Here is a 24,363-nt window from a genome sequence, read left to right as displayed (position 1 = left end):
TTATTTATCAAAGGATCTTTTCTAAAAGATAGTTGCTATTGAATACGATCTCCCCCCTACTCCCTATCATTCCTAGAAGGATTGAAACGGAAGGCGTACGATCTCCTGCGGGACTAGCGGTCGTCTAGTTCCAGCGCCTAGCTCCTCGGGGTCAAATAACCTTAAGAGATTAAGAGGAAAGGCCGCTTTTTTTTCTCTTGAGAGCATTTGCCTGTCGGGGCTGACCAAGGCGCTTCTACTTTTTAAGCAGGCAAAGCCGAGGAGGTACACCGCACGCCTGGAGTGGAAATCCCATACCTTTAAAACAGCCACAATCTTTGCGAAAATAGTCTTTTCAAAATATAAATCGGTGTAGTAATGTAAGAAGCATTATAAATTCTCATAATCTTTTTCGGCACTAAGCCATTTCACACATGTACTGAGATCTTTCCGTTTGCCTTGGGGAGCCTCTCTTTTGGGATAGCCGAAATACAGAAATCCCAGGACTTCCCCTTTTTCGGATAAACCGAACATCTTTTTCATTTTCCTGTGGTAAGCAGGTTGACCTGTTCTCCAAAATCCTGCAAGACCGAGTCCGTGAGCTGCAAGAAGCATATTTTGTATAGCTGCAAAAACAGCTCCATATTCTTCTACGTCTATTACCTTGGGATGATCAGTAGAGGGTTCCACTGCCACTGTGATTATTAAAGGAGCCCTATATGGTTTGACCAGCGTTTTCTCCAGTTTCTTTTGATTGGTTTCACTGGATGGGTCGTCCATGCTTTCCTTTGCAATTTCTGCCAGAACACTTCCAAGAGGTTTTCTCCCCTCCCCTGTCAGCACGAAGAATCGCCAGGGCTCAGTACGGTAATGGCTTGGTGCCCAGCTGCCCGCCTCCAGTAGTTGATGAATGACTTCTTCCGGAACCGGTTCGTCTTTAACCAGTCCCATGCTTCTTCGAGTTCTGATTGCTTCAAAAATATCCATGTTTTCACCTCCGAAAGTTATAGCTCCTTACTTATATATGATAAGATTGATACTTTTACTAAGATTATTTAGGGGTTAAGGCAAGCACTGTTGTTCCTGTGTTAATCGAAATCTGTAGTGGGACTGTTACGAGTGTGTATAAATCACACTTTAAAAATATCCATATTTTATTGGTAATACATTTCCCGGCTTACCAAAGTGTAAAAAATTTTAGAGTGGAATCATAATTGCTGGTTTGAAAGTATCAAACCTGAAACTATATAGTTGTTACAGCAACCATTATTTCCGCATATTCTTTACCTAACTACCTCAGTACAATGAAACCACCTACTGTAGATTTAAAGCATTTCAGTCTTGTCCAGTGTAGTCATATAAAGATAAAGCGGCCAAAAGGGGCCGCTTTATTGTTTCTAGTCTTTTACAGGGAACCACCCAGGTGTATTGATGATGGCATTCCACAGATAATCGGGAATCACTAATTTTTTTTGATCGTCTTTAGACAGAGTCGTCGCTATCTCTTCTTCTCTGCCCTCTTCAACTTTTTGGACCCAGTCAGGTTCCATAATCAGCTCCCGGCCCAATGCCAGTAATGGGACACCTGCGTTAAGAGCTTTTAGGGCTTCTTCAGGAGTATGAATACCGCCTACTCCGATCAGAGGTGCTCTGTCATTGATGGTGTTTAACAGATATTGAATCCTTGTTTGATCAGCTTCCACTCCTCTTCTTGGTTCAGACCAGAAGTCCATTAGCGATACGTGCAGATAATCAAGGTTCTGATCGGCGAGTTTGTCTACAAGAACAAGAGTCTCATCCATCGTTATGCCTGGTGTCTCCTGCTCTTCAGGAGAGAAACGGTAACCTATGATGAAAGAATTTCCTTCGTGCTGTGCAGCTGTTTTTTTAACTTCATCAACGACAGCCAGCGGGAAATTCAAGCGGTTTTCCAGACTGCCTCCCCATTTGTCTGAACGGCGGTTGGAATGCGGCGAAAAGAATTGCTGAAGAATATAGCCGTTAGCTCCGTGGATTTCCACTCCATCGAATCCTGCTTCAATCGCTCGGCGGGTTGCATCGCCAAAAGCTTTGATGATTTCTTCTATTTCTCTTTCCTCCAGAGCTCTTGGAGTATGTTCGCTTCCTTCTGCAGCTACTGCACTGGCGCTGACGATGTCTCCGTCAGGTACCAATTCCGGAGGGCAGGCTCTTCCTCCATGGAAAATTTGCAGGATAGCTTTTGTTCCCTGTTCTTTAAGGGAATCTGCCAGTCTTTTCAGGCTGGGAATCATTTCATCACTGTCAGCCGCAAATTCACCGGGAAACCCTTTCCCGTTTGGAGTAACATTGGTGCACGCGGTAATAGCCATTCCAACACCTTTGGTACGACGGATATAATAATTGATTTCTTCGTCAGTTACAGTCCCGTCAGGATTTGAGGCAAAGTTTGTCATAGGAGCAAGTACCATCCGGTTTTTTAATTGTACTCCATTATTAAAAGTAAAAGTCTTCAGTAAAGCATCATAGTTTTCATTCATTTCTTAACACTCCATTCAATTGTGGGTAGGGTTCAATTTTTTAATTTACAAATGGAAATTTAACCGGCTGCCTGCAGGAAATGGCTTTCTTGCCTGGCTGTTTCTGGAACGATCTTCATGAAAATCTTTCAGGTCTGCAGTCAGTCGTTCAAACCATTCCTTATCATGTGTCAGAAGAGCAAGGTCAATTAGTTCCAAAATATCCGCTTTCGTTTTTTTGTGAAATTCCTGTAATGGTGTAACAGATTGGATAGGTGTTTCAATGGAACTGCCTTTTACTCCATCCTGTTCATCTTGGACAGCTTTCATTCTCACTGACTTGCCATTTTTATTCACATTTTCTATATAGCCAATGACAATTTCACCTTCAAAGGACTTGGCTTTAACCCAATCTCCAACGGTAATTTTTTTTGTGTTCATGCCCTTCACCTTCCTCTAAATGTAATTCTAAAAGTTACAGTTATGTTAAAAGAAAAGCCTAAATGGTTTAAACACTTAAGCTGATATAATCAAATGTGCTATTAACTTTGAATTTCTTACTGTAATCATATAACTTACAGTTTTTGTTGTCAAATCATCCGTTTCATTCTGTCTTCCCTCTGATTTGATTCAGTACTGATTTTATTGTGGTTTTATCAAGATATTCCGCAAAAAATTGATCAGCTTCTAAGAAAATACCATTGACAACTTCTTGAATATTGGTTGAAATCAGACAGGATTTTTCTCTTTCTCCCTTGCACCATGTCGGCTTGATGGCGCCAAAAGAGACGGAACGATATACCTGTCCCAATGTGATATCTTTAGGATCCGCAGTAAGGGTATATCCCCCTCCGGTCCCTTCTTTTGTTTTTACAAAACCTGCCTCCCTGAGACAGCTCATGATTTTCCTGACTCTTACCGGATTTGTTGCTACATTGTGGGCAATGGACTGGCTGCTCGCCATATGATCAGGCAGATACGCTAAATAGACTAAACTGTGAACGGCAATCGTAAATTCACTATTCACTGCAATCACTTCCTCCAGACTTCTTACTGTAATAATATGATTTACAGTTGGACATGTCAATGGTAGCAGGTTTTGTATGACTGCCAGCGAGCACAGTTCTAGGTGAGTCTCTCAAGAAAGCCGGATATTCGCCTTGTAATAACGGCAAACTACAAACAGGGAATAACCACTAAGCAAAATTCTTGCTTTCAAATCGGCAACAAGCCAAAATCAAGAGGTAAAAATACTCAGGCTTTTTTCGTAAACTTGCTGCTATTTGATACTAAATACAATAAATAACCATAGTTCACCTGAGTAAGCTGGTAAACATGAAAAGAAAGAGCCGCTCTTCCCAATTATAGAGGATATCCGGCTCTTGGAATTTTTCCGAAAGCAGCAATATATGCGAATAAAGCCATTACCAATAAGAAAGGAAGTTATAATATGGATTTAAAAGGAAAATCGGTGCTTATTACTGGCGCTGGCCGGGGAATCGGCCGTGCAGCAGCCATCGCGTTAGCCAAGGAAGGAGTCAATGTAGGATTGCTCGGATTGACAATGGAAAACCTGGAAAAGGTTTCTGAGGAACTGGCCGAGTACGATGTGAAAGTATCTGCAGCTGTTGCAGATGTATCGGATCTTGAATCTGTAACTCATGCAGCAGAGCATATCCGTTCTGACTTAGGAAGCATTGATATCCTGATTAATAATGCAGGTACAGCTAAATTTGGAGGCTTCCTTGATTTGGACCCGGTCGAATGGGAAAAAATCATTCGTGTGAATTTAATGGGTGTTTATAATGCGACAAGAGCCGTTCTCCCTGAGATGATTGAAAGAAAAACTGGTGATATCATCAATGTTTCTTCAACAGCAGGGCAAAAAGGAGCTCCTGTTACAAGTGCTTACAGTGCATCAAAGTTTGGTGTTTTAGGTTTGACAGAATCACTTATGCAGGAAGTCCGCAAATACAATATCCGTGTGACTGCGCTGACACCTAGTACAGTGGCGACAGACCTGGCGCAAGAAAACAACCTTTTGTCAGGCAGCACTGAAAATGTTATGCAGCCGGAAGACTTGGCTGAACTGATTGTTTCCACTCTAAAATTAAACCGCCGAGTGTTCATTAAGTCTTCAGGCATGTGGTCTACGAATCCTTAAAAACAATATTAATATTCTTATCTGACATAATCAAAAGGCTTGGATGCACTCTTCCAAGCCTTTTGTATTTTAAACACTATTTCTTTATAAGAGGCTTTAAGAACTTTTCTTCATGCAAGACTTAATCAGTATGAAAAGCACTTGAACCTATGGCATACACAAGGCAGCAATCTAAACCTATGAATCACTCAGTTCTCTGCTTCCATCGCATCCAGCTTCGTGTTATGAACCGTTCCATAAGGGTGTTCAGGCGGAGCATAAATGGCGTATACTTTCATTGGAGTATTTCCCGTATTCGTTATATTATGCCACTTTCCTGCTGGAATCATAACAGCAAAATCGGCCGAAACATTTTGTTGGTAAGTCAGATTATCCTTCGTATCTCCCATTTGTACAAGCCCTTGTCCCTCTTCAAGGCGTATGAATTGATCTGTTGTCGGATGAACTTCCAGGCCGATATCATCTCCCACATCAATACTCATCAATGTCACCTGCAAATGATCGCCTGTCCATATGGCAGTCCTGTAAGTATCATTCTCTATGGTTGCATTTTCGATATTTACGACAAAGGGAGTTGATCCGTAGTCTTTTAATCTGCTGGCAGCATCCGCTCTCAAATAATTTATCCGCAGGGCATTATCTCTTTGCCCTGCAAAAGCTTGAAGATATACATTCTGAATTAGAGGGTGTAAGGCATCATAAAAACTGTTTCTGTATTCTTCAGAATGATTGAACTCCAGTTGAAAAACTCGTTCCAGCCCTTCCTGGTAATTGGAAAAAACCAGCTGTTCAACTTGGCAGTCAGGGTACTGCCCGGTTATTTGTGAGAATAAATCTAAGAATGGTCTAGAATAAGCATCTTTACATCTCATCGCATCCAGCAGTATACTCTGATGCTCCTGGTTAGGAGCCGCGTATGCGAGGCTGCTGTAAAGGTTTATGATTTCAGTATTTCGGGATATGGTTGTAAGTAGTTCATTTAGTATTTGCTGATCTTTCATTTCATAGGTGAATTCATACTGATTCAAGTCTCTTCATTCCCTTCCAAAGTTTTACGGAATATCATATGCCCAATTACTGAGAATGTACATATACAATTACTGTATACAGTTCCTTTCTCATTGAAAATGAGAATAAAAAAGCAGATCATTCGGAATCACCTAATAATCTGCTTAGCCCCTTATTATTTTCTTTTCTTCTTCGAAAGATCAACTGCTGCCTTTTTAATCACTTGTTCCAGTTGGAGCTGAACATGAACTTTATTTCCTTCAATAATAGTTGTTTGGACCACTTTTGCTTTACGTCCTTTGATTTTGAATTCATCACCATCTGCCGGGATTTTCTTTCGTAACTGCTGCAGCAACAGATTTCGTTCATGATAAAAATAAACAATGTACATTCTTCTCACCTGCTTCAAATGAATTGAAGTGCCTATTCATCACTATATGAAGGGCAAGGAGAATAGATACGGATTGACAAGCTGAGAAAAGCAGGAGATTTTCTTCCTAGATTTAATCGATCTCCTACATATTTTTTTATCTGATTTATCTCCCACTTGTTTTTCAAGGCCAAAAACCAGCTGAGGTAGAAAAAGAGTTGATTACCAACAACCAAACATGAACTAAATCGCGTCTAAACTTATTATAAAAACAGCTTTCAGACAAAGTCCATATTTTGGACTTTGTATGAAAGCTGAACACACCTAAAAGTGCGTTTTTATTGAATATATTCCAAAGCCTGCTTAACACTCTTAAATGTATTTCTGCTGCTATTGGTTTCGATGCCGATACTGACAGCAGTCTTGGCTAAGTGCGGCGAAATACCAGTCGAAATCATTTGGATTCCTAAGAGGCGAAGCATCCGCCTGATATTTTGAATATTTACTGCTGCTATGTCATCTATTTCGATGACTCCGGAAAAGTCCACAATCAGAAAATCAATTTTCAAATCATTGACTTTGGGAAGGACTGAATCCATTAAATGGGCTGATCGATGCTGATCGAGTTTGCCGACAAGAGGTATAACTGCCATGTTCTCTTTTAAAGGTACTACCGGAAAAGAAATGATATCAATCTCCTCTTTAAATTCTTCTTTCATTTTGGCGTTGAACTCTTCAAAGGCAGTTACCGTTTCTTCCAGACTGATATCGAGCATTTTATTGACCTTCTTCAAAAGAAGGGTAAATTGATCAGTTGAAAGATTGAATTGGGATGTCCATTTGGTTATAAAGTCGGTCAAAACTTCCCTTGTAGGGGGATAACGGTATATAATTTCAGAAATATTCCCATTAGCCGACACCTGTTCATAGGCATTCTGCTTGCTCCATTCCAAGAGTTCGGCAGGCATGTTCTTTCCTTCATATTCCAATGAAGAGCAAAGGAACTCCACGAAGGACTTGTACATTGAGACAGCCCTGTCCTTTTCAACTTGAGGGATCTCTAATGACATAAGATCAAGGACAGATTCGACTATTTGATTGGCTATATCTTCATTATTCTCTTCTAAAAATTCAATAAGGTTGTTCATCTTTGGTTTCAATAGAAGATGCTCCTAATTTTTCTTTCTATTATAACAAGTTTGGTGAAATTCTTGAACCTTATGCGAGTGCTGATAAACCAAATGGTTCTTTCGGTCTATCTATAGGATTTTTAAGTAGTATTGAAAGAAATCTTCTTTGGATCCACCAAATCTCTTTTTTGAGCCAGCTTGAATTCTTTTTCAACGGCCTTATTTGCAGAAGAGTTTTCACTCCTAATCTGTTTCCGCATAAAATGTCTGTCATCAGTTGGTCTCCGAGAATTAATACCTGCTCTGGCTTAATATCTCCTTGCTCTAGAAAATTCTTGATGGACGGCTTTTTACAATTATTAAATATATTTACCATTAAATTAATTTTTAAAAGGATTTATTCGTTGAGGGCCGCAGATATTCCAGTTACTTTGATTCCGTTGTCATTCAAGTTTCTCATCCACTTTTTTGCCTTATCGTTAGTCTGACTGTTGGCATAGACCAGTGTTTGATCTAAAATCCACTAAGACAAGTTTTATCTTTTGAAGATGCAGCCATTCTGGATCCACATTGGTAAAGTGATTAGTATAAAAATCAGGATTCATTTTTAATATCGGTAGTCCTCTCATATTACATAAATTTATGAACTTGATGATGAAATCTTCCCCCAACCCAGTAATGTTAAACGTTTAAATGTGCTTCAAAAAAAGTGCTTGCCACTTTAAAAATATCGGGACATACACACATTTTAATTATTCCAATATGATAAACAGAATCTTTCTTATAAAGGAGAAATGTCCTGTGTTTTATCATATAAAGGAATTGCAATACCAAGCTAAACCTGATCGGCCGGATCCATTGTTTGCTAAGCAGCTGCAAGAGGTGCTTGGCGGGCAGTTTGGTGAAATTTCCGTAGCCCTTCAATATCTTTTTCAAGGATGGAACGTCAGAGGCAATGGAAAATATAAAGATTTATTAATGGATACCGGTGCCGAGGAACTAGCTCATATTGAAATGCTTGCTACAATGATTGCCAGATTGCTTGATGGTGCACCTGTTGGAGATTTAGAAGTGGCGGCCAAGGATCCCATAATCGGAGCCATATTAGGCGGGATGAATCCCCAGCATGCCATCGTTTCCGGTCTTGGAGCCATGCCCGCTGACAGTGTTGGCAACAGGTGGACAGCTGACTATATAATTGCCAGCGGAAACCTTCTTGCAGATTTCAGAGCCAACTTAAACGCTGAATCTCAAGGGCGCCTTCAGGTGGTACGTTTATATGAATCCACCTCTGACCGCGGAGTTAAAGATATGCTCTCATGGCTCATTGCTCGTGATACCATGCACCAGAATCAATGGATTGCCGCAATTAAAGAATTGGAAGCAAAAGAAAACGTGGTTGTTCCAAGTACGTTCCCTAAAGAACTTGAAAAAAGAGAAGTATCTTATACATTATTCAATCTTTCCAGAGGAAACAAAAGTGCTGCGGGAAGATGGGCAAGCGGACCTAGCATGGATGGAGAAGGCACTTTCAATTATGTTGAAGATCCTGTGCCTTTCGGACCTAAGCCTGCACTTCGGCCAGCACCTTCTTATATTCATGATACGCTGCCAGCGGTGCTCAAAAGCGATATGATGCCTCCTAACATGTGTTAAAAAATCCGCCGCTGGTGTTATGTAAAAGGTGTGTCTTACAAGATTGACCAGAAACCTGTTTGGGCAGTATTTAGATAATAAAAAGACTCGTCATTGACGAGTCTTTATTGATTTGCATATGCGATTGTGACTCACGATATAGCTCCTGCCAATTGCTGCCCTTCTGATCTTCGGCGTCAACGTTCTTTCCCCATTTAGAAATCCAGCTTTCCCCCTAATAATAAAGGACAGCTGCGGAGGATAGAATTCCAATACAGTTAGCGCTGGCGGGGCTTCTGCTTTTCCGCAGAGATTCATATTTCAAAAGATTTTATCTAGCTTTTACAAGCTGCCTTCCTCTCTGCAGCTGGGTGATTATGCTTTTGTTCTATAAGTTTTCCTGTTTATCTTGTAAACGATGACAATTATATATATGGCTGCAATCGGCAATATGGCTTCAGATGTGGAACTGGGCAGGACATTAAAGACAAAACTGCCAAGTGAAAGAATTACCATATAACTGCAAGTCCAAACTAACTTTGAAAGTCCTACTAAATATTCACTAAGCCCCTTCTTTAACTTTTCCCCTATCATCACAGAAAAGATTAAAGAGAATATCATAAGGATAAATAATACAGGCCGTAAGAATTCGGGTAAGACAAAATGGCTTCCAATGGTAAAATAAGTTAATACGGAGAATGCAATAAACAGGTGCAAGTTATACTTTATGATTGGTGACAATCTTCTTCCCCCCTATTTATAAGACGATTTACCATGATAATTAGTTTCATAAACCTGTATAAAGCAACCAATGGTTATTATGAGTTGCGCTAACCACACAATAGTGTTCCTAAAAACTTTGATTCCTGATAAGTTACTGTTCCCTTTTTCATATTCTGAATTTCTTCAGAATTGGAGTAAAGGCACCTCACTTTTTTTAAAAAAATTTTCTTATTTTTCGAAACAATTTACTTATCCTCATAGTTTAACAGATAACACTAACAAATCAGAATAACCCGGAGGAAAAAATGAACTGCAAAGCGAGTCTTTTACTAATAATCTCCATTTCTTTATTACTTGGCGGCTGCCGGATAGAGAGTGGAAGTAGTGATGAAAACGCAGAAAAGGTAGAAAATAAAGCTATGCAAGAAAATGACATGAAATCTAAAGAGGAAAAAACCTCTGCTCTTGCAACCATGGAGATGTATAATCAGCTGGAGAAAGGAATGAGTTACGAAGAAGTTAAAGAAATTATTGGTTCAGAAGGCAAGGCTGCTACAGAAGAGGGAGACGCTGATATGATGTATATATGGGACGGCAGCTATCCCAATTCATTTTTGAGCGTTTCCTTTAAAAGAAATAAGTTAATGTCCAAAACACAAATGGGCTTGAAGTGATTCTCCAGACTACTGCTGCTCCCTGTTGAAAATCAATTTTTTAAAAAAATAAAGCATTCACCCCCTCATATCTTTAAAAGGAATCGAAGGATATAGTGAAAGGGTTGGTGAAGTCCTATGAATAAACCATTAACGAAACTTTCTTATGACGATATAGATAAATTGCTTCAACCGGCAGATCAGGATCTGTTTCATAATATAAATTGGCAGTTCATTTCCGAGGAAGAAATGGAAACCCTATTGAGAACCCCTTAATGATACACAAAACGAATTTACGACAGAGGGGCTAAAATGAAAAACACAGAGAAGGACGCACTTGAATTCATTATAGAATTCGGTGCGTCTTTATATTTATCAATACCTTTTCGTATGGTAAGCGCTTTTTTCCTTCATCACGATGTAAATCGCAGGAGGTGAATTGATTATGGGAGATTTCACAATAACAGTGTTTTCGTTCCCTTAATTTGAGTAACCTATAATATCTCTTGGTTTCCCGGATAAAAGTAAATGTTAGAGATGACAGACTGATTTCTATTACTCAAACTTCAGTATCTCAATTATCTTATCAATGACTACAGGGACATCCTCAGGCTTTCCTATTGTAAAGAGACAGACAGCTTCTCCCTTATTTGACGAGAAGCTATTTTGCCTATCTGAATCCTGATTCTGGCGATTTAAGACTTCCGTAAAAGTCGATGCGCTTCTGAAGATTTTTGTGCTTCGTGCACTGCACGCTATACGCTGATGAAGTAACTCATCTGAAAGATTGAAATACACCAGAATACTTTGAAACCCCTCTCTGTGATAGTACTCCAGAACCCTTGATTGGCTGTTTCGATCTAGATTCGAGTTGCAGAGAATAAGGTGACTGTCCGTATTTTTAACAGCATACTCAACAATAGATTGGGTAATGGCTGTTTTTAATGTGTTGGGACCTTCTTCAGGCAGCAGTCTTTTATAATGTGTGTTAATAAATTCAGCATGGTTATCCTGGTCAATAACAAAAATGTCCTCTTGCTTCTCTTCCAGCAATCTCGCAAAGGTAGACTTCCCGCTATGTGTTTTTCCGACTGTCAGTATGACATATCTTTTCATTTGTTCACCGCCCCTGCTCCTTATATGTTGGTTAACGTTTATGTGGACTCCGATTTCTGGGAAATCTATGTAGTTAAAAGTGCATATAACTACTTAAATTATCCATTTGTTTAATTGTTTCTTTAAACAATTAATATGGTACCTTTGTTTGAAAGACGTATGTTATAACAGAAAAAAAGCTGGTCAACATGGCTGGGCTGTTATAATCGCTCCTTGATAAATACGAATGAACTAAATGAAAGTTTCGGTTTTACTCTCAAAATTCCATTTAAAAGGCTGTTTTCGCAAAGATTGTGGCTATTGAGAAATAATGGATTTCCGCTCCAGGCGTACGACTCCGCGGGCGGGCGGTGAGCCTCCTCGGCTTCATAAAAAGCGGAAGCGGCCGTTCAGCACCGTACGGATTTAAGGGCTCCTGCATGAGATAAAGGAATCACGAAGAGCGAGAGCGATTCGATGATGACTTATCGCAAGGAAGGAGACCGAAATCCGCTAGGTGCTGGCCGATGGAACTGGATTCGCCTGTGGGGTCTCACCTGTCCCGCTATTCCCGCAGGAGATCGTACGCCTTCCGCTCCAATCCTCCTACGTAAAGGGGAATGAAAGTAAAATCGAATTCTATTTTTTTCAGAAAAGACTATAAGAAAGACTGTTTTCGCATATTTTACTTTAGGGGAAATCCCAATAGCAGGTTTCTCCCCACAGATACTAAGTTTTTTCTCTCTAAACGGTGGAGCAGCTCTTTTTTTGTTGCTCACCAGAATATTTTGGTTAATGCTATCTGACGAAGTTCATATAAAACAGCACAAAGTTTACGAATAGAGCCATTTAAAAAATCCCTTCCATGAACAGAAAGGGATAAATTACAACCTTCTTATCTCTAGTTAAATCTTTAGTTCTTATACTGTAAATAACTGTTGAATTAATCCTTAAAACTTAAAAAGGGTATTCTTATTGCTGCTTTTATTACTTTTTTCTTTTGCTTTCTTGAGCTTTTAAGGCTACGGTTTCAAGTCCATCCTGGGCAAATTCCACGTCATTCTTGGGCATTGCAGGATTATGCTGAAGTTCTTTATTTTTCTTTTTAGACATCTTTCTCCCCCTTTCCTTTCTAGAGTTACTTTGCTCCTTCAGACTTCCGAATAGGCAAGCTGTATTATTTTGTGAGGATTTTAGGGATAGTATTCCCACTCTTATATTGCTTTTTATGGGTATTCATCTGATTACCTAAGTGGATTTCTATTCCATCCATGTCATTTCAGCAAGAAAGCTGTGAGAAAGAGCTCAATAAAAAAACGACTGAACTCTTATTAGAGACCAGTCGTTTCTAATGATCATTAAGGAATTAATACCTCATCAATCACATGTATGACACCATTGGATGTTTCGATATCCGCTTTTACCACATTGGCATTATTCACTCGTACAGGGTCAAGGGATACATCTACTGTTTTCTTGGCGAGAGTTTCTGCCTTCATCCCGTCTTTCAAGTCAGTTGAAAGAACCTTTCCAGGAACAACATGATACAGCAGAATATCTTTCAAGTCCTCTCTTGCTAGAAGTTCTTCCGCAGTGATGCCTAATTTGGTTAGAAGTTTTTCGAAGGCAGCGTCCGTAGGCGCAAAAACGGTGAAAGGACCTTCTCCCTTCAACGTTTCAACCAATCCGGCTTTCTGCAAGGCTGCTGCCAAGGTTGTGAACTCTCCAGCCTCTACAGCCGTATCAATAATATCCTTCTTACTCCCGGGCGTTTCTGCTGCAAAAGCACTGTTTGCCAATGACATGAATATACTCATGACCATCAACAAAATAATTCCTTTTTTCTTCATGAATACTACCTCCTTTTTTACTGTAAACCTCTACAGAAGACTATATATATCTCCTATGAGTTTACTCCAATGGTAGTATTCGTTAATTCATGTTTCCTATACCCATTTGCAAATACTTTACATTTAAGGTCCATTTCCAGGTCCGGATCCCGGTCCTGCATTGTAATTCTTATCTTCCCCAGGTCTTTCTCCAGGATTTATTCCCTTGATATTATGATCGTTCCCCCGTCTCTTTCTTCTCATATCAATCAGTAAAGCGAATAATAACAAGCCGATAATTAAAACAGGAACCCACCACATAGGGGCTTCCTCCTCTCTGTGATTATATGAGGCTGACCAAAAAACAAGAAAGACATCCATAATAAGACTATATTTTTAATGAATGGTATTAATCACAAGCTGTGAAATTCTTTACATGGATTTTCCAATGATAATTGTAAAAAATGGAATGATATAGAGAAAAGTGAAAAAATTGGGCAATCAAAGGAGCAGACCATAGCCACTCTAAAGAGATATTGCCGAATGAAATTTAATAGCGGATGAGTTCATCCGTTAATGTAACTTGGTGAAATTTCATCAATAGTTCCTCTAAGCCATCAGGTGTTAAATTGCTGTCATAGGCGCAGACCGAAACCAGCCCTTTTTCAGAAGTAAAGGATTGAACTTGAGTTTCATAAAGAACTATCTTATCAAGTATATTTTCATCATCGCCCCATTCAACCAGCCCCCATGTCCATACAGGAACTCCCTGCTTTAGGTGTGGCTCGACGGTTTCCTTGAAATAGGAAATAATTGAGTCGGGGTCAAAGCTTTGGGTAGCAGAGTAAAAATCAAAATTATTGGAGAAGTGGACATTAGCTATTTCCTTCTCACTGAGGATTTTTTTTAATTGCTGCTTGATGCTGAGTAAATGTCTGTCATTTTCAACAAGCAGTACAGGACTGCCGGCTTTGATTCCAGCTTCTATAAAAGCAACCGCATTTTGAATGTAAGTCTGTTTGTTATTGAAATGATACAGGATGTGATTATCCCGCCCTTTGGATTCTTCTAAAACTTCCATTATTAAACTGCCCATATATGTAAAAACTCCTTGTAATTTATCCTAAAATAATGCATCTATTTAGATGAATCGTTCTGTTTCATAGTATACCACTATACTAACATTTACATATAAAGAAGGCGAATGAACTGGACTTTAAGGAGGCAGGCACATACTATGCTAAGAATAATGTGACCATTTATTGTTCTATGGACTTTATTGGCATGAATATTTCCACCCTTTCTTCTAGTGCAATTGCTTCAAGGTGAAAAATTTCAATCGGGGAGGAAGATTCGCAGCGATTTAGTTCTAAGCTGTTCTCTTTTATCCAATCATACAGCTGTGAGTAGCCTTTATCTATGTTTCTGTTTGTGCAGGTTATCTTTGCATATTTCGTCAAAGGAATTCTGAACCCTGACATGCCATCAGGAATCTGTGTAAGATCAATGACTTCCAGGCAGGCGAAGTAAGTTACCATGAGTTCATTCCTCATATAGGGACTGATTAATACTTTGCGGTCTACAGCATTAGGTATACTGTCCATTTTTCGTTCAAACCCCTGCTGGACCTTGATCGCAGCTTCTGGAAAAGACTCCGGGAAATTAGCTGTAATACTTTCCCCGACTAATAAGAATTCTCTTTCAATTATTTCAACCCTCAAATCTGCCATTATTGTACCTCCATACTGAATTATTTCATACAATGGTAATTCGATGGAGGATCGGTTTATCCCTTTCTAAAAAATGTATAGACAAAAAAAATCAGCCAAAGAAAAATTCTTTAGCTGAACTTGCTTAAAATTAACAGAAGGTATCTTTAGGTTTTGGAACTGAAAGGCCAAACAGCGGCCTTAAATAAAGTGCGATAAAGGTACCTGCCAAGGCAAGGATTCCCCAAACATAACCATGAAGGCTGAAAGAGGCGATGCCTCCAAAATAGGCTCCGATATTACAACCAAACGCCAGTCGTGCACCATATCCCATCAGCAAGCCTCCAATGACAGAAGCAGCAGCATTCTTACCAGTGATTTTTGAAACTTTAAAAAGGCCGCCGGCAGCAGAAGCGATAAAAGCTCCTAAGATGACTCCTAAGTTCAACACAGTGGTAGAATCTGCAAAAATAGAAGACTGTAAGACATCAGCATTGGTTCCCTGCCAATACCCCCAGCTGGCAGCATCAATTCCAAAGAACACCGCTGCTTTAGAACCCCACAGGGCAAACGCAGAAGTGATTCCCCAAGGAGCACCGCGTGTCATCAGAGTCAATGCATTAAGAACTGCAAGCGCAATTGCTGCAGCGAATAATGGCCAAGAACCGCGTAATATTCTTTTCCATCCACTTGCAGAGGGAACCGGTGCCATTTTAGGTGACTTCTTCTTTCTTTCCACCACAATGGAAATCCATGCTATAAGAGCGAAAAGTGCTAGAGAAAGTACCCAGGCACCGCCGTAGCCTAAACCTGTGGAAGTTGCCAGTGAAATCGGTTCAAAGGTTGGAAGTTCTTCAGTCCAGAAAGGCAAATGTGCCGCACCCACGGTCGCGCCGATAATGAAGAACAATAAAGTTATGAACATCACAGATCGTCCGCCCCCTACTGCATAAAGAGTACCAGAGGCACAGCCGCCGCCAAGCTGCATTCCAATCCCGAACATGAACGCACCCACCACGAGGCTGATCCCTACCGGCGATACATAACCATTCACCGGACCTCCAAAAAAAGATAAACCGAATGCGAGAATTGGGGCAAATAGTGTAACCGCAACAGCGAGCATCAACATATGAGAGCGCAGCGCTTCCCCATTGCCGACAGACATGAATCTGCGGAAAGCGGAAGTGAAACCAAAACGTGCATGAAATAAGGTATATCCAAGCAATAAGCCGATGATAAGCAATAAAGGCTGTGCCGCTGATTGAGTCATCATCAGATAGATTAATAGAATGGCACTCATGATCAGCCCGCCATAAATCAAGGGCATTTGAGGATTGTTTAACTTTGTATCTTGACGCAGGACAGGATCCTTTGCGTCATTAATGGGTTGAACTTTTGTTGGAGACATCACCAACCACCCTTTCCTGATAGTTTTAGTCGGATTTACTTTTCATATGATACAAGGGTATTGGTGCTCTGTCAAAAAAATTGTTTGATGTAAGCTGAAGTACATTCTGTTTGGGAATTCTGCCGCAATGTTGCACCCCTTATGCTGAGAAAAGGACATTATAAACGCAACCAAGGTTATTATGCACTAGGTATGCCCTTCAACCGGTAAGTTGCACTAAAAGAAAAATAATTAATATGGAGGAAACCGAGCATTCTGCAAGATGCATAAAAAAGAGAAATCCAAAAGAGATTTCTTCCGCATACAAGCATTCAGTTACACCTCTGATGAATTCATTACCAAAAAGGTTTTATTTTTAATGCTATACGAGCTTTGCCGGCAAGCGCAAACCGTGGTTTCAAACTCATTGAAATTAATGGTATCCAACCATTGAGGTAGAAAGCTCGGTCATGGCGTCGCAATTTTGGATGTATTAGAAAAGATCTGCGGTGTTGTTCAAAATAAAATTCCCGTATAGTTGGACAGCGGCATTCGCACGGGAAGTGATATATTTAAAGCCTTAGCACCGGGGGCTTACCCTCTTGCTATGTAATCATATGCTTTCTTTTCCATCGCCGATTTTTCCTCTTCCTCCCATCATCAGTAGAAATATATGGAAAATTGAGTTATCAAAATTAAACTTGTCTGAAAAATCAGCAGAGAAAGTAATTTGGCACTTTTAAAAGGATAACTTATATTCAGTCAATTCAGCGTCTTTTGATTGTAGGTTACTCAGCATCATTTCCCAGAAAGCTGTTAACTCTGCCTCATCCAAAGAAGCCAGTTCTGTATCCTCCATTCTCTCATGGATATATTCCAAATCAGAGACCCAAACCTTTAAGGTATTTAAAAATTCTTCCTTTGGCATCTCATTAATGCCGGATGACGGAATAAAACTATACAGAGAAAATAGATCAGCCAGCCTGGAATATAGATCATCATCCGGTTGGATCGTTTCCATTGTATGAGTGGAAAGTTCCAAGCTCCATGACATTGCTGTTAAATATTCTGCCTTTTCTGCTTCTGAAAACTCTGCGTACTTTCTCGTAAGAATATCTCCAAACTGGAAAGTGTATGCAACTCCGTCTTGCACTTTATCAAACTGAGCTTCTTTAACTTCCTTCCTATTTTCGAGTTGAAGAACAAGAAAACATTGATTAGTAGAGATAATGAAAAACCAATCAGCAGTTTGTTTTCTTTAAGGGTTTTCATGATTGCCCTCCTGGGTATGAACCTTTTTATTGAATGGACTGCTTATCTTAATTTCATGGCCGATGACTCCTTCTTGCGGACCGTTATCTTGGTCATCCCGTTGTTTCAATGGCCTATAAACTTAGTATGCGGACCGTTATCTCCGGCATCCAATGGTTTCGTTGGCCCGCAAACTCAGTATGCAGGCCGTTATCTCTAGCATGCAGTCGGTTCGTTGGCCCGTAAACTCAGTATGCAGGCCGTTATCTCCGGCATCCAATGGTTTCGTTGGCCCATTAACTCAGTATGCGGGCTGTTATCTCCGGCATCCAATGGTTTCGTTGGCCCATTAACTCAGTATGCGGGCCGTTATCTCCGGTATCCAATGGTTTCATTGGCCCGTAAACTCAGTATGCGGGCTGTTATCTCTGCCTTGCAGTCGTTTTTATTAGTTTTACCTGATGCACCACGGCCTGAGATCCAGATTATCATTCGATCTCCGTATCCTCTTATATTTTCAACGATTTCCTCGATAACTTTCTCCATGTATTCCCCGCTTCTCCATGAACTCCTCTATATTTTGAAAGTTGCATCTTTCAGCTATTTCGGCTGCAATAAAATAATGCATCATTCTAGATCCCGCAAGAGTCCCGCCCCTATTCTTTTTCGACCATCACAGAAATTTTCCTGCACTATCTCTATTTTATTTTTCTATGAATCTCCTTGCGAATTACTTCTTGTATTATAATTTTCATAGTCATCTTGAAGTATTCCATAAATAGCACAATCCTTGTATTGATTCTTGGAATTCCGGATCATATCCCTGACGACTCCTTCCTGTCTCATCCCCGACTTCAGCATGACTTTTCCTGAGGAGGGGTTGTCGGTGTTGTGAGCTGCAGAGATTTTATGTACATTCATTGTTTTAAAAGCAAATCGTACGACTTCCCTTAATGCTTCAGTAGCATAGCCTTTGTTCCACCAATTCGGCCCAACTGAGTAACTGACTTCACAATTGCCAGTTTGTTCATCAAAATCATACAAATCTATTTCACCTATTAGTTCCCCGCTTGCTTTAAGTTCCATTCCCCAATGGCAAAACTTTTCATGGCCGTATTGTCCGCAGACGGTCTCCAGCTTCCTGACTGTTTCTGAAATTGATTTGTGTGCTGGACTTACACGGTTATCACTTACTCTTTCATCAGAGAGCCAGCGATCGAAAATAGCTTCAGCATCAGATAAAGTCAGCCTCCTTAAAACCAGCCGATTCGTTTCTAACTCTGTTGTTCCCTCAAATCTGAACATGCTTACACCTCTTTGATCTGTTTTAGTAAGAAAACGTTTTTAAAGATTTCTTTTCATAAGGTTGTTCAAAGCTCTACTAATCTCACTTACTTTAAATAAAAGGATTTTTTTGATTTCTTCCTCAGAATGCAAGCCTTGAAAATACTTCTCTACCTCCCAGGCAATCATCATTGTAGTGTGGTCAATGTAAAAATGGTAGAAGTCCTGCTGGTAACTCTCCATATCAAGGGTCAGATTATTCTTTCTTAATTGTTCTGTATAATATGTATCTGCGTAGTCAATTAGGTAAGGATCATATAAATCCTGCAGCATTATGGTAAAATCTCTTAACGGCGAGCTCATTGCTGCCCATTCCCAGTCTATGAACCACATCTGTTTATCGTGGTAAAAGATATTCTCAAGATGGGGATCACCATGAGTGAAGACTAAAGGACATTGCGCTATATAATCAATAAGCCCTAATCTTTCATATGCATATTTGATATCTTTTATCCACTTCGTATCCGCCCATTTCACATGAAAATGTAATTTTGATAATTGATCTGAACACCATTCAAGCGACTCGGCTGTGATTCTATGGATTGGAAACCTCTTATCTATATGGCTGGTTTCTAGGCTATGCAGCTCGGCTAATCTTTCCACGATCCTTTTTATTGTTAATTCTTTCTCAGGGAGAGTCGCATTTGAAAAAGTTGTTTTAACTGGCCTCCCTAGATCCTCCATCAGGATAGCGGGTGGTGAATCGTTCCAGATTTCATTCATTTTAGAAAAAGGAGAAATATAGTGACTGGCCATCTCCATAATCTCTATTTCATTTTCCCTGCCTTTAGCAAATTCTTTATAAACAAAAGAATATTGACGACCGTATTCGCTTTCTGCTGTAACTCTATAAATATACCCGGCATGTGCTCCCTTTATCATTTTCGTATTCTTTAAAACGAGGCCTTTATTATGTAACCGCTGATATACGTGCTTCACTTTATTCTCCTTTTTAAAAAAATTTGCTTTAATAGTGATTTATGTACCTTCCATGAGATTCCATATAATAAGGAATTTCCTTTTGTGATGCTTCTTTTTTGGGGTTCACGAACACCGTGACTAAGATTTCCAATGCTAGTCTCCTTATGGTTTCGTATAAGTAATCGATTTTACATATGCCTTCTCGTTTCCATACCAAGCATATTCCACATCATATCTTTCACCAACTTTAATAAGCTCCCATATTTCTTCTGATTTCACCCTCAAGGTGACTATTTCTTTCTCATTCTTAACTTCAATATAATATTCACCCTCATATGAAGAATGAATTTTATCTGTAACTCTTACTCCTTCCATCTTTTTTTCCTCTATTCTGTGATGGCTTAAATAATAGAAGCTTCCTATAGTGAATACTAGTAAAATCGTTATTCGTAAAAGCAACTTCATAAGATAACCTCCCTTAATGCCTGAATATTCCTGACTGTTCTAATTCTACTGCTGAGATAAATCAGTGACTTCATTCCCCTGCTCCCTCAGTTTTTAAAACAGTAGTCTGTGGAGGGCTGGATTCTCTAATATTGTCCTATCAAACCTTAAGCTGCTTCCCTTCTCTTGCAGCTTCTTTCAATAAGAATGCATAAAAACTTTATTCTGTTTTCTAAGGAATAACAGGGTACAAAAGGAATTCAAACTGACTACCTGATCAACTATTTTCGGCCGCCCCCCTTTGCTTTATAAAAAAGGGCTTAAGACTTAAAAGGCTCCCCTAGTTAAGGGAAGCCCTCGTTCTAACTGGTTTTTTCAAAACCAACACTCAACGGTTCATTGAGTTGTTTTAATAATGGATTCATCAAGAAGTACAGTGCGAATAGAAGATAACCACATCCTGAAGTGCTCAAGAGGAACAGACCGGACGTCATTTCCCCTATGACTCCTCCAAGCAGGTACCCTATAGGACTTAGTGAACCGAGCAGGGAACTGATAAATGCAAACCCGATCCCCATGTAATCTCTTGGAAGATTCACTCCAATCATCGTTTGGACAAAGATGCTCAGCATTCCAATTCCAGCCCAGGAAAAACCGAATAAGAGATAAGGCAGGACGGGAATCTCAAGCAAGGTAAACGCCATCAGCCAAAATGCGCCTGACCATATTGAAATAAGCGGCATGATCCGATTTAGCGGAAATTGCTGTACTTTGCTTGACAGGATCGTTCCCGTTAAAGTACCGGCCGACATCGAGGTTAACCAGAATCCATATTGAGCTGAAGTATCAGAAATAACAGGCAGCATAGCTAATCCCATGGTTGCCATTACGTTCATTCCGATAATCCCGAAAATAAAATGAAGCAGCCTTCTTCTCTTTTTAACTACCATCAGGCCTTCTTTGAAATCTTCTTTGTATTGCTTAAAGAAACCCAGGGTCGATCTATCAGTCTCTTTTTTCGATTTAGGTATATTCAAAAATAGAAGAAACAACAGTCCTGTTAAAACCAGGATGATAGAATTAGATAGGTAAATAACACCTAATCCAACGAAAGCAATAAGCACTCCTGAAACTGCATCACAAAGAATATCAAGAGTTTGATAAGAAAAAGCAAATATGGAATTCACCTTTGTCAGCTTGCCTTTCTCGGCCAATCGCTCGATCAGAGCACTTTCAGTAGGATAGGTGAGTTCAGAAAACGATAAAGCAAAGAAAAGCAATGCGAGTAGCAGCGGAACCCATAATAGATTGTTTAGATATAAAATAGAGATAACAGTGACAAGCAGCCCTTGCCCCATCATCGCAGTCACTAAAATTTTTCTTTTGGAAAATCGATCGATCAGCGGTCCGTAAATGAATTGAATGGTCACCGGCAGGATAGCGATTGCACTTGTCACCCCAATCAGCAGGGGCGAATCTGTTACTGTTTTAACGTACCAAATCGTAGCAATCATATAAAAGCTGTCGGCGAAATTCGTTAAAATTCTTCCTATTAATAAAATCACTAATTGTCTGTTCATCGTATTGGTCCTCCTTAATTAATATTGAATCAATCAATATTAATTAAGGAGGCTTCCACATAAATACTATACGTTAATGGTCAAAAGGATTTCGATAAATGATTTTGATCATTGCGTTCTCCTTCCCTTTTTTATATGGTAATTATTTCATAATGATTTCGAATATTCAACTTAATTCCCTCTTTTTAACGCATCGATCAACTAAAAGAATGAATTCATGAAACCTTTAATGAAGTCAGATCGTATACTAAGCAGGAGGTGGAGAAGATGGATTTTATGTTTTTTGTTATACTAATCACAGCTCTTTCACTGATATATTACGGTTATATACATAAGATAGAGAATGATGTAAAAAAGAAAGAATTAGAATTAGAGGAAAGAAAGATTGAGTTAGAGATCATGCAATTGGAAGTTCAAAAGGAAAGGAAAAAGAGTGAGTAAAGAACCCCCTGTCTTCAAACTGGAGGGTTCTCTTTTTTAGCGGTTCAGTTATCTTACAATCAGCTTTTTTAACAACGCAAATATAGGGATGAAAAGAGCAATGAATATGCCGAGATCTGCCAGAAGCAGCCCTAGGTTGAATTCATCTGAAAAAACCTTGTATTGCACCCCCAGAAATTCAGTGATTCTTTCAGAGTAAATGCCGACCAGAAAAATGGTTAGGAATGCAGCAAGAAATTCTTTCATAGTATGTACTCCCTTTTTTTCTTTTTTTATAATTTTATATTCCCATACCCATTCGCTTAAAGTGCCAGTAAACCGGGAATGGTTTTATAGAACATGCACCAGTAATATAACGGAAAAGGAGGGAATTCACATATGATCATCCGCGAAACCTCTCATTCATTCTACATGATCCTTCAGCATGATCATGCCTTTTTATCAGGAGAAATAGTGAGGCATTTTGATGAAAATTCACTGCTTTCTAAAGAAGCTTTTGCCCATGTTCAGTATGCCGCCTATGAACATGACCGAGGCTGGATCGGTTTGGATGAGACTCCAATTTGGAATGACCGTTCCAGGGAACCCTATTCGTTTTCAGACTATCCATTGTTACCTAAATTAGCATTCTACCGAATAGGTCTGGATGAGATTGAAGAAACCAGTGCTTATGCAGCTCTGTTGTGCAGCATGCACTTCTGTTCTTTCTTTGCCCGCTCAAATGATAGTGATTGTCTAGCCTTTCTACAGAAGGAAAGGAAACGGCAAGAAAGGATAAGAGGTGAAATTCAGGAAGTGAACGATGAATTAGTAATGCAGCATTTCCGCTTGCTTCAATTCTCAGATAATCTCTCCCTCTATCTTTGCTTAAATGAACCTGGAACCAGTAAAGAAAACGAACATCCCTGGTTTCAAAAGGATTCATGAATACAGAAACACTGCATCCAAGCAATCAGCTTTTTATCCCTCGGTGGTTGAACAGAGGTGAAATAACAGTTGACCCGTTCCCTTTTCAAGAAGAGTTTCCTCTTTCCTTAAAATATAAAGAGGTGTCCAAAAAGAATATCAAGGAAAAAGGAATTGCTGAGGCCTTTCACCATAGTGAATTGAAGGAGCTGTGTTTTTTCATTCGCAGACCTTAGAAATATTTCGAGAAAAAGTATCGCTAAAAAGCCGCAAATTCCAATGCTGCAATTGTAGCATTGGCTTCCTTTTATTCATTAAAGCCGGCAAAGAAATTCATGGCCATTATGTAAAGAGGATAAACAATGAAAGTCCCTATTATAAGTAAGCCGGATGCAGGATTCGGAAAATCACCGTTATGGGTGATCGGGAATAACGTTGCGAAAAGGAAAGCAAACAGAACATAATATGGAAGCCAAAGAACGAGGGTTAAATAGCGGGCTTTACCTCTACTCAGCCATTTCCTTGTCAAAAAGAACAAAAGCAAGCTGAAAACTAGAAAGGCGAGTAAAGATGTGAGACCGCTTATTCTATTAACAGTTTGAATGTTCCACTCTGTTATACGTGTAATTCTGTATACATTCAACACCAGCTGAATGGGAATTAAGATGGTTAGAGCATAAATGATGCTGATTCCATTGAGTTTTAAAAAGTAATTCATTTTTCCACTCCAGTCAGCTGAGGATTCTTGCCTTTAAGGCGGGTAGAATTCTAACTTTAACTGCGTTTTCTCTACCTTGCTTCTTTTAAAATAGAATTTTCAGCATTCTCTCCTTGGGTGACGAGGAAATGCCCTCTGCCCTTGGACAGATCAACAGTTACACTATTGTTAATCTTTTTAGTGGAATCTCCATTCGTTTCTGTGACTAGTACTACAATCTCGGCCTTCCCTTCTAAAGGCAGGTCTTCCTCGAGAAATTCGACCTCCAGATCTTCCTCTTTTTTAATTGGCGAACCATCAGCATGAACTGTCCCTGAAGAGGAAAGCATTTTTCCTTCTTGGTAAATTTCAAGCTGGATATGATCAATTTTGGATTGCAGTTGATTTAGAACATGTATGACGACACTCTGCCCCTTTTCCGCGTAGTTCGGTTGTCGGTCAGTTTCATTTGAACAGGAGCTTAACGTGAATAGTGATGAGAGTATCAGTGTTATTAGAACCCCTTTTTTCATTTATTCGTCCCCTCTTCTTCATTTAAATTTTCAGTATAACACCTGGTTGCAAATTTCCTTCTAAGT

32 protein-coding genes are annotated in these 24,363 nt (G+C 39.6%); 8 read left to right on the top strand and 24 right to left on the bottom strand.

Features of this window, described 5'->3' with window-relative positions:
* Positions 1-369: 369 nt before the first annotated feature.
* From FZC79_RS15880 to FZC79_RS15865, 4 genes are all read right to left on the bottom strand, one after another.
* The gene (locus FZC79_RS15880; protein ID WP_148947749.1) at positions 370-966 is read right to left on the bottom strand and encodes a nitroreductase family protein; all 597 of its coding nucleotides are present in this window, start codon (positions 964-966) and stop codon (positions 370-372) included.
* A 410-nt stretch (positions 967-1,376) separates the two neighbouring features.
* Entirely contained in the window at positions 1,377-2,498 is a 1,122-nt protein-coding gene (locus FZC79_RS15875) for an NADH-dependent flavin oxidoreductase (RefSeq protein ID WP_148947748.1), read from the bottom strand.
* A 45-nt stretch (positions 2,499-2,543) separates the two neighbouring features.
* Positions 2,544-2,918 (bottom strand): IDEAL domain-containing protein, encoded by a 375-nt coding sequence (locus FZC79_RS15870; RefSeq protein WP_148947747.1) that lies wholly within the window; start codon positions 2,916-2,918, stop codon positions 2,544-2,546.
* A gap of 163 nt (positions 2,919-3,081) precedes the next feature.
* Complete coding sequence (locus FZC79_RS15865; RefSeq protein WP_148947746.1) at positions 3,082-3,504, bottom strand: Rrf2 family transcriptional regulator; 423 nt, start codon at positions 3,502-3,504, stop codon at positions 3,082-3,084.
* Positions 3,505-3,927: 423 nt separating this feature from the next.
* Between FZC79_RS15865 and FZC79_RS15860 the strand changes: the two genes are divergently transcribed.
* Positions 3,928-4,641, top strand: coding sequence for a 3-ketoacyl-ACP reductase (locus FZC79_RS15860; RefSeq protein WP_148947745.1), 714 nt, complete (start codon positions 3,928-3,930; stop codon positions 4,639-4,641).
* 188 nt (positions 4,642-4,829) lie between these two features.
* Here the strand turns inward: FZC79_RS15860 and FZC79_RS15855 are convergent, their stop codons facing one another.
* The 4 genes from FZC79_RS15855 to FZC79_RS24030 form a co-directional block, all read right to left on the bottom strand.
* Positions 4,830-5,669, bottom strand: coding sequence for a cupin domain-containing protein (locus FZC79_RS15855; protein ID WP_252183360.1), 840 nt, complete (start codon positions 5,667-5,669; stop codon positions 4,830-4,832).
* A 155-nt stretch (positions 5,670-5,824) separates the two neighbouring features.
* Positions 5,825-6,040, bottom strand: a complete 216-nt coding sequence (locus tag FZC79_RS15850; protein ID WP_148947744.1) for a hypothetical protein — start codon at positions 6,038-6,040, stop codon at positions 5,825-5,827.
* Positions 6,041-6,357: 317 nt separating this feature from the next.
* Positions 6,358-7,179 carry an STAS domain-containing protein gene (locus tag FZC79_RS15845; RefSeq protein ID WP_148947743.1) on the bottom strand — a complete coding sequence of 274 codons (822 nt, stop codon included), beginning with the start codon at positions 7,177-7,179 and terminating at the stop codon, positions 6,358-6,360.
* Between the two features lie 58 nt (positions 7,180-7,237).
* A complete protein-coding gene (locus FZC79_RS24030; RefSeq protein ID WP_148947742.1) occupies positions 7,238-7,525 on the bottom strand; it encodes an HAD hydrolase-like protein in 288 nt (95 codons plus the stop codon).
* Between the two features lie 425 nt (positions 7,526-7,950).
* Between FZC79_RS24030 and FZC79_RS15835 the strand changes: the two genes are divergently transcribed.
* The 3 genes from FZC79_RS15835 to FZC79_RS23270 all read left to right on the top strand — a co-directional run bounded on the left by FZC79_RS15835 (position 7,951) and on the right by FZC79_RS23270 (position 10,436).
* Complete coding sequence (locus FZC79_RS15835) at positions 7,951-8,805, top strand: manganese catalase family protein (protein ID WP_148947741.1); 855 nt, start codon at positions 7,951-7,953, stop codon at positions 8,803-8,805.
* Between the two features lie 1,007 nt (positions 8,806-9,812).
* On the top strand, positions 9,813-10,181 hold the full coding sequence (locus FZC79_RS15830) for a hypothetical protein (RefSeq protein WP_148947740.1): 369 nt from the start codon (positions 9,813-9,815) through the stop codon (positions 10,179-10,181).
* Between the two features lie 117 nt (positions 10,182-10,298).
* A complete protein-coding gene (locus tag FZC79_RS23270; RefSeq protein WP_187442822.1) occupies positions 10,299-10,436 on the top strand; it encodes a hypothetical protein in 138 nt (45 codons plus the stop codon).
* Between the two features lie 279 nt (positions 10,437-10,715).
* Here FZC79_RS23270 and FZC79_RS15825 read toward each other — a convergent pair whose 3' ends face one another.
* The 7 genes from FZC79_RS15825 to FZC79_RS15805 form a co-directional block, all read right to left on the bottom strand.
* Complete coding sequence (locus tag FZC79_RS15825; RefSeq protein WP_148947739.1) at positions 10,716-11,276, bottom strand: ATP-binding protein; 561 nt, start codon at positions 11,274-11,276, stop codon at positions 10,716-10,718.
* Between the two features lie 966 nt (positions 11,277-12,242).
* Positions 12,243-12,368: a hypothetical protein gene (locus FZC79_RS23885; RefSeq protein WP_262372147.1), complete on the bottom strand. Its 126-nt coding sequence runs from the start codon at positions 12,366-12,368 to the stop codon at positions 12,243-12,245.
* A 245-nt stretch (positions 12,369-12,613) separates the two neighbouring features.
* A complete protein-coding gene (locus FZC79_RS15820) occupies positions 12,614-13,105 on the bottom strand; it encodes a fasciclin domain-containing protein (protein ID WP_187442821.1) in 492 nt (163 codons plus the stop codon).
* 123 nt (positions 13,106-13,228) lie between these two features.
* On the bottom strand, positions 13,229-13,405 hold the full coding sequence (locus FZC79_RS23265; RefSeq protein ID WP_187442820.1) for a hypothetical protein: 177 nt from the start codon (positions 13,403-13,405) through the stop codon (positions 13,229-13,231).
* 229 nt (positions 13,406-13,634) lie between these two features.
* Positions 13,635-14,180: an MEDS domain-containing protein gene (locus FZC79_RS15815; protein WP_148947738.1), complete on the bottom strand. Its 546-nt coding sequence runs from the start codon at positions 14,178-14,180 to the stop codon at positions 13,635-13,637.
* Positions 14,181-14,343: 163 nt separating this feature from the next.
* Positions 14,344-14,814 (bottom strand): GyrI-like domain-containing protein, encoded by a 471-nt coding sequence (locus tag FZC79_RS15810; RefSeq protein ID WP_148947737.1) that lies wholly within the window; start codon positions 14,812-14,814, stop codon positions 14,344-14,346.
* Positions 14,815-14,944: 130 nt separating this feature from the next.
* Positions 14,945-16,201: a YeeE/YedE family protein gene (locus FZC79_RS15805; RefSeq protein WP_187442819.1), complete on the bottom strand. Its 1,257-nt coding sequence runs from the start codon at positions 16,199-16,201 to the stop codon at positions 14,945-14,947.
* Positions 16,202-16,718: 517 nt separating this feature from the next.
* Between FZC79_RS15805 and FZC79_RS24025 the strand changes: the two genes are divergently transcribed.
* The gene (locus FZC79_RS24025; protein ID WP_148940002.1) at positions 16,719-16,793 is read left to right on the top strand and encodes an alpha-hydroxy-acid oxidizing protein; all 75 of its coding nucleotides are present in this window, start codon (positions 16,719-16,721) and stop codon (positions 16,791-16,793) included.
* Positions 16,794-16,919: 126 nt separating this feature from the next.
* On the opposite strand, the gene FZC79_RS15795 is transcribed toward FZC79_RS24025, so the two are convergent.
* Positions 16,920-17,333 carry a hypothetical protein gene (locus FZC79_RS15795; protein WP_148947735.1) on the bottom strand — a complete coding sequence of 138 codons (414 nt, stop codon included), beginning with the start codon at positions 17,331-17,333 and terminating at the stop codon, positions 16,920-16,922.
* Positions 17,334-17,393: 60 nt separating this feature from the next.
* Here FZC79_RS15795 and FZC79_RS15790 point away from each other — a divergent pair, with 60 nt between their 5' ends.
* Positions 17,394-17,651 carry a hypothetical protein gene (locus tag FZC79_RS15790; protein WP_187442818.1) on the top strand — a complete coding sequence of 86 codons (258 nt, stop codon included), beginning with the start codon at positions 17,394-17,396 and terminating at the stop codon, positions 17,649-17,651.
* Positions 17,652-17,800: 149 nt separating this feature from the next.
* On the opposite strand, the gene FZC79_RS23260 is transcribed toward FZC79_RS15790, so the two are convergent.
* The 5 genes from FZC79_RS23260 to FZC79_RS15770 all read right to left on the bottom strand — a co-directional run bounded on the left by FZC79_RS23260 (position 17,801) and on the right by FZC79_RS15770 (position 21,720).
* The gene (locus FZC79_RS23260; RefSeq protein WP_187442817.1) at positions 17,801-17,977 is read right to left on the bottom strand and encodes a hypothetical protein; all 177 of its coding nucleotides are present in this window, start codon (positions 17,975-17,977) and stop codon (positions 17,801-17,803) included.
* A 165-nt stretch (positions 17,978-18,142) separates the two neighbouring features.
* The gene (locus FZC79_RS15785; protein ID WP_148947733.1) at positions 18,143-18,736 is read right to left on the bottom strand and encodes a GNAT family N-acetyltransferase; all 594 of its coding nucleotides are present in this window, start codon (positions 18,734-18,736) and stop codon (positions 18,143-18,145) included.
* A 39-nt stretch (positions 18,737-18,775) separates the two neighbouring features.
* A complete protein-coding gene (locus FZC79_RS15780; RefSeq protein WP_187442816.1) occupies positions 18,776-19,714 on the bottom strand; it encodes a phosphotransferase family protein in 939 nt (312 codons plus the stop codon).
* 144 nt (positions 19,715-19,858) lie between these two features.
* The gene (locus tag FZC79_RS15775; RefSeq protein WP_148947731.1) at positions 19,859-20,161 is read right to left on the bottom strand and encodes a hypothetical protein; all 303 of its coding nucleotides are present in this window, start codon (positions 20,159-20,161) and stop codon (positions 19,859-19,861) included.
* 341 nt (positions 20,162-20,502) lie between these two features.
* Positions 20,503-21,720 carry an MFS transporter gene (locus tag FZC79_RS15770; RefSeq protein ID WP_148947730.1) on the bottom strand — a complete coding sequence of 406 codons (1,218 nt, stop codon included), beginning with the start codon at positions 21,718-21,720 and terminating at the stop codon, positions 20,503-20,505.
* 267 nt (positions 21,721-21,987) lie between these two features.
* Here FZC79_RS15770 and FZC79_RS23255 point away from each other — a divergent pair, with 267 nt between their 5' ends.
* The gene (locus FZC79_RS23255; RefSeq protein ID WP_187442815.1) at positions 21,988-22,161 is read left to right on the top strand and encodes a hypothetical protein; all 174 of its coding nucleotides are present in this window, start codon (positions 21,988-21,990) and stop codon (positions 22,159-22,161) included.
* Positions 22,162-22,209: 48 nt separating this feature from the next.
* On the opposite strand, the gene FZC79_RS15765 is transcribed toward FZC79_RS23255, so the two are convergent.
* Positions 22,210-22,407 (bottom strand): hypothetical protein, encoded by a 198-nt coding sequence (locus FZC79_RS15765; protein ID WP_148947729.1) that lies wholly within the window; start codon positions 22,405-22,407, stop codon positions 22,210-22,212.
* A 132-nt stretch (positions 22,408-22,539) separates the two neighbouring features.
* Here FZC79_RS15765 and FZC79_RS15760 point away from each other — a divergent pair, with 132 nt between their 5' ends.
* Complete coding sequence (locus FZC79_RS15760) at positions 22,540-23,088, top strand: DUF3891 family protein (protein WP_252183359.1); 549 nt, start codon at positions 22,540-22,542, stop codon at positions 23,086-23,088.
* Between the two features lie 286 nt (positions 23,089-23,374).
* On the opposite strand, the gene FZC79_RS15755 is transcribed toward FZC79_RS15760, so the two are convergent.
* Both FZC79_RS15755 and FZC79_RS15750 read right to left on the bottom strand, forming a co-directional pair.
* A complete protein-coding gene (locus FZC79_RS15755) occupies positions 23,375-23,785 on the bottom strand; it encodes a hypothetical protein (RefSeq protein WP_148947728.1) in 411 nt (136 codons plus the stop codon).
* A 71-nt stretch (positions 23,786-23,856) separates the two neighbouring features.
* Positions 23,857-24,297: a hypothetical protein gene (locus FZC79_RS15750; RefSeq protein WP_148947727.1), complete on the bottom strand. Its 441-nt coding sequence runs from the start codon at positions 24,295-24,297 to the stop codon at positions 23,857-23,859.
* Positions 24,298-24,363 lie beyond the last annotated feature (66 nt).

Source organism: Rossellomorea vietnamensis, from assembly GCF_008180615.1.
Classification (GTDB): Bacteria; Bacillota; Bacilli; order Bacillales; family Bacillaceae_B; genus Rossellomorea; species Rossellomorea vietnamensis_D.
Note: the sequence above shows the minus strand (reverse complement) of the source record. Positions and strands in the feature narration are given on the sequence as shown.

Bases quoted from the DNA above. Each gene is read 5' to 3' on its own strand.
- FZC79_RS15880 (WP_148947749.1), bottom strand. From the start codon at position 966: ATGGATATTTTTGAAGCAATCAGAACTCGAAGAAGCATGGGACTGGTT.
- FZC79_RS15875 (WP_148947748.1), bottom strand. From the start codon at position 2,498: ATGAATGAAAACTATGATGCTTTACTGAAGACTTTTACTTTTAATAAT.
- FZC79_RS15870 (WP_148947747.1), bottom strand. From the start codon at position 2,918: ATGAACACAAAAAAAATTACCGTTGGAGATTGGGTTAAAGCCAAGTCC.
- FZC79_RS15860 (WP_148947745.1), top strand. From the start codon at position 3,928: ATGGATTTAAAAGGAAAATCGGTGCTTATTACTGGCGCTGGCCGGGGA.
- FZC79_RS15850 (WP_148947744.1), bottom strand. From the start codon at position 6,040: ATGTACATTGTTTATTTTTATCATGAACGAAATCTGTTGCTGCAGCAG.
- FZC79_RS24030 (WP_148947742.1), bottom strand. From the start codon at position 7,525: ATGGTAAATATATTTAATAATTGTAAAAAGCCGTCCATCAAGAATTTT.
- FZC79_RS15830 (WP_148947740.1), top strand. From the start codon at position 9,813: ATGAACTGCAAAGCGAGTCTTTTACTAATAATCTCCATTTCTTTATTA.
- FZC79_RS23270 (WP_187442822.1), top strand. From the start codon at position 10,299: ATGAATAAACCATTAACGAAACTTTCTTATGACGATATAGATAAATTG.
- FZC79_RS15825 (WP_148947739.1), bottom strand. From the start codon at position 11,276: ATGAAAAGATATGTCATACTGACAGTCGGAAAAACACATAGCGGGAAG.
- FZC79_RS23885 (WP_262372147.1), bottom strand. From the start codon at position 12,368: ATGTCTAAAAAGAAAAATAAAGAACTTCAGCATAATCCTGCAATGCCC.
- FZC79_RS15820 (WP_187442821.1), bottom strand. From the start codon at position 13,105: ATGAAGAAAAAAGGAATTATTTTGTTGATGGTCATGAGTATATTCATG.
- FZC79_RS23265 (WP_187442820.1), bottom strand. From the start codon at position 13,405: ATGTGGTGGGTTCCTGTTTTAATTATCGGCTTGTTATTATTCGCTTTA.
- FZC79_RS15815 (WP_148947738.1), bottom strand. From the start codon at position 14,180: ATGGGCAGTTTAATAATGGAAGTTTTAGAAGAATCCAAAGGGCGGGAT.
- FZC79_RS15810 (WP_148947737.1), bottom strand. From the start codon at position 14,814: ATGGCAGATTTGAGGGTTGAAATAATTGAAAGAGAATTCTTATTAGTC.
- FZC79_RS15805 (WP_187442819.1), bottom strand. From the start codon at position 16,201: ATGTCTCCAACAAAAGTTCAACCCATTAATGACGCAAAGGATCCTGTC.
- FZC79_RS23260 (WP_187442817.1), bottom strand. From the start codon at position 17,977: ATGGAGAAAGTTATCGAGGAAATCGTTGAAAATATAAGAGGATACGGA.
- FZC79_RS15785 (WP_148947733.1), bottom strand. From the start codon at position 18,736: ATGTTCAGATTTGAGGGAACAACAGAGTTAGAAACGAATCGGCTGGTT.
- FZC79_RS15775 (WP_148947731.1), bottom strand. From the start codon at position 20,161: ATGAAGTTGCTTTTACGAATAACGATTTTACTAGTATTCACTATAGGA.
- FZC79_RS15770 (WP_148947730.1), bottom strand. From the start codon at position 21,720: ATGAACAGACAATTAGTGATTTTATTAATAGGAAGAATTTTAACGAAT.
- FZC79_RS23255 (WP_187442815.1), top strand. From the start codon at position 21,988: ATGGATTTTATGTTTTTTGTTATACTAATCACAGCTCTTTCACTGATA.
- FZC79_RS15765 (WP_148947729.1), bottom strand. From the start codon at position 22,407: ATGAAAGAATTTCTTGCTGCATTCCTAACCATTTTTCTGGTCGGCATT.
- FZC79_RS15760 (WP_252183359.1), top strand. From the start codon at position 22,540: ATGATCATCCGCGAAACCTCTCATTCATTCTACATGATCCTTCAGCAT.
- FZC79_RS15755 (WP_148947728.1), bottom strand. From the start codon at position 23,785: ATGAATTACTTTTTAAAACTCAATGGAATCAGCATCATTTATGCTCTA.
- FZC79_RS15750 (WP_148947727.1), bottom strand. From the start codon at position 24,297: ATGAAAAAAGGGGTTCTAATAACACTGATACTCTCATCACTATTCACG.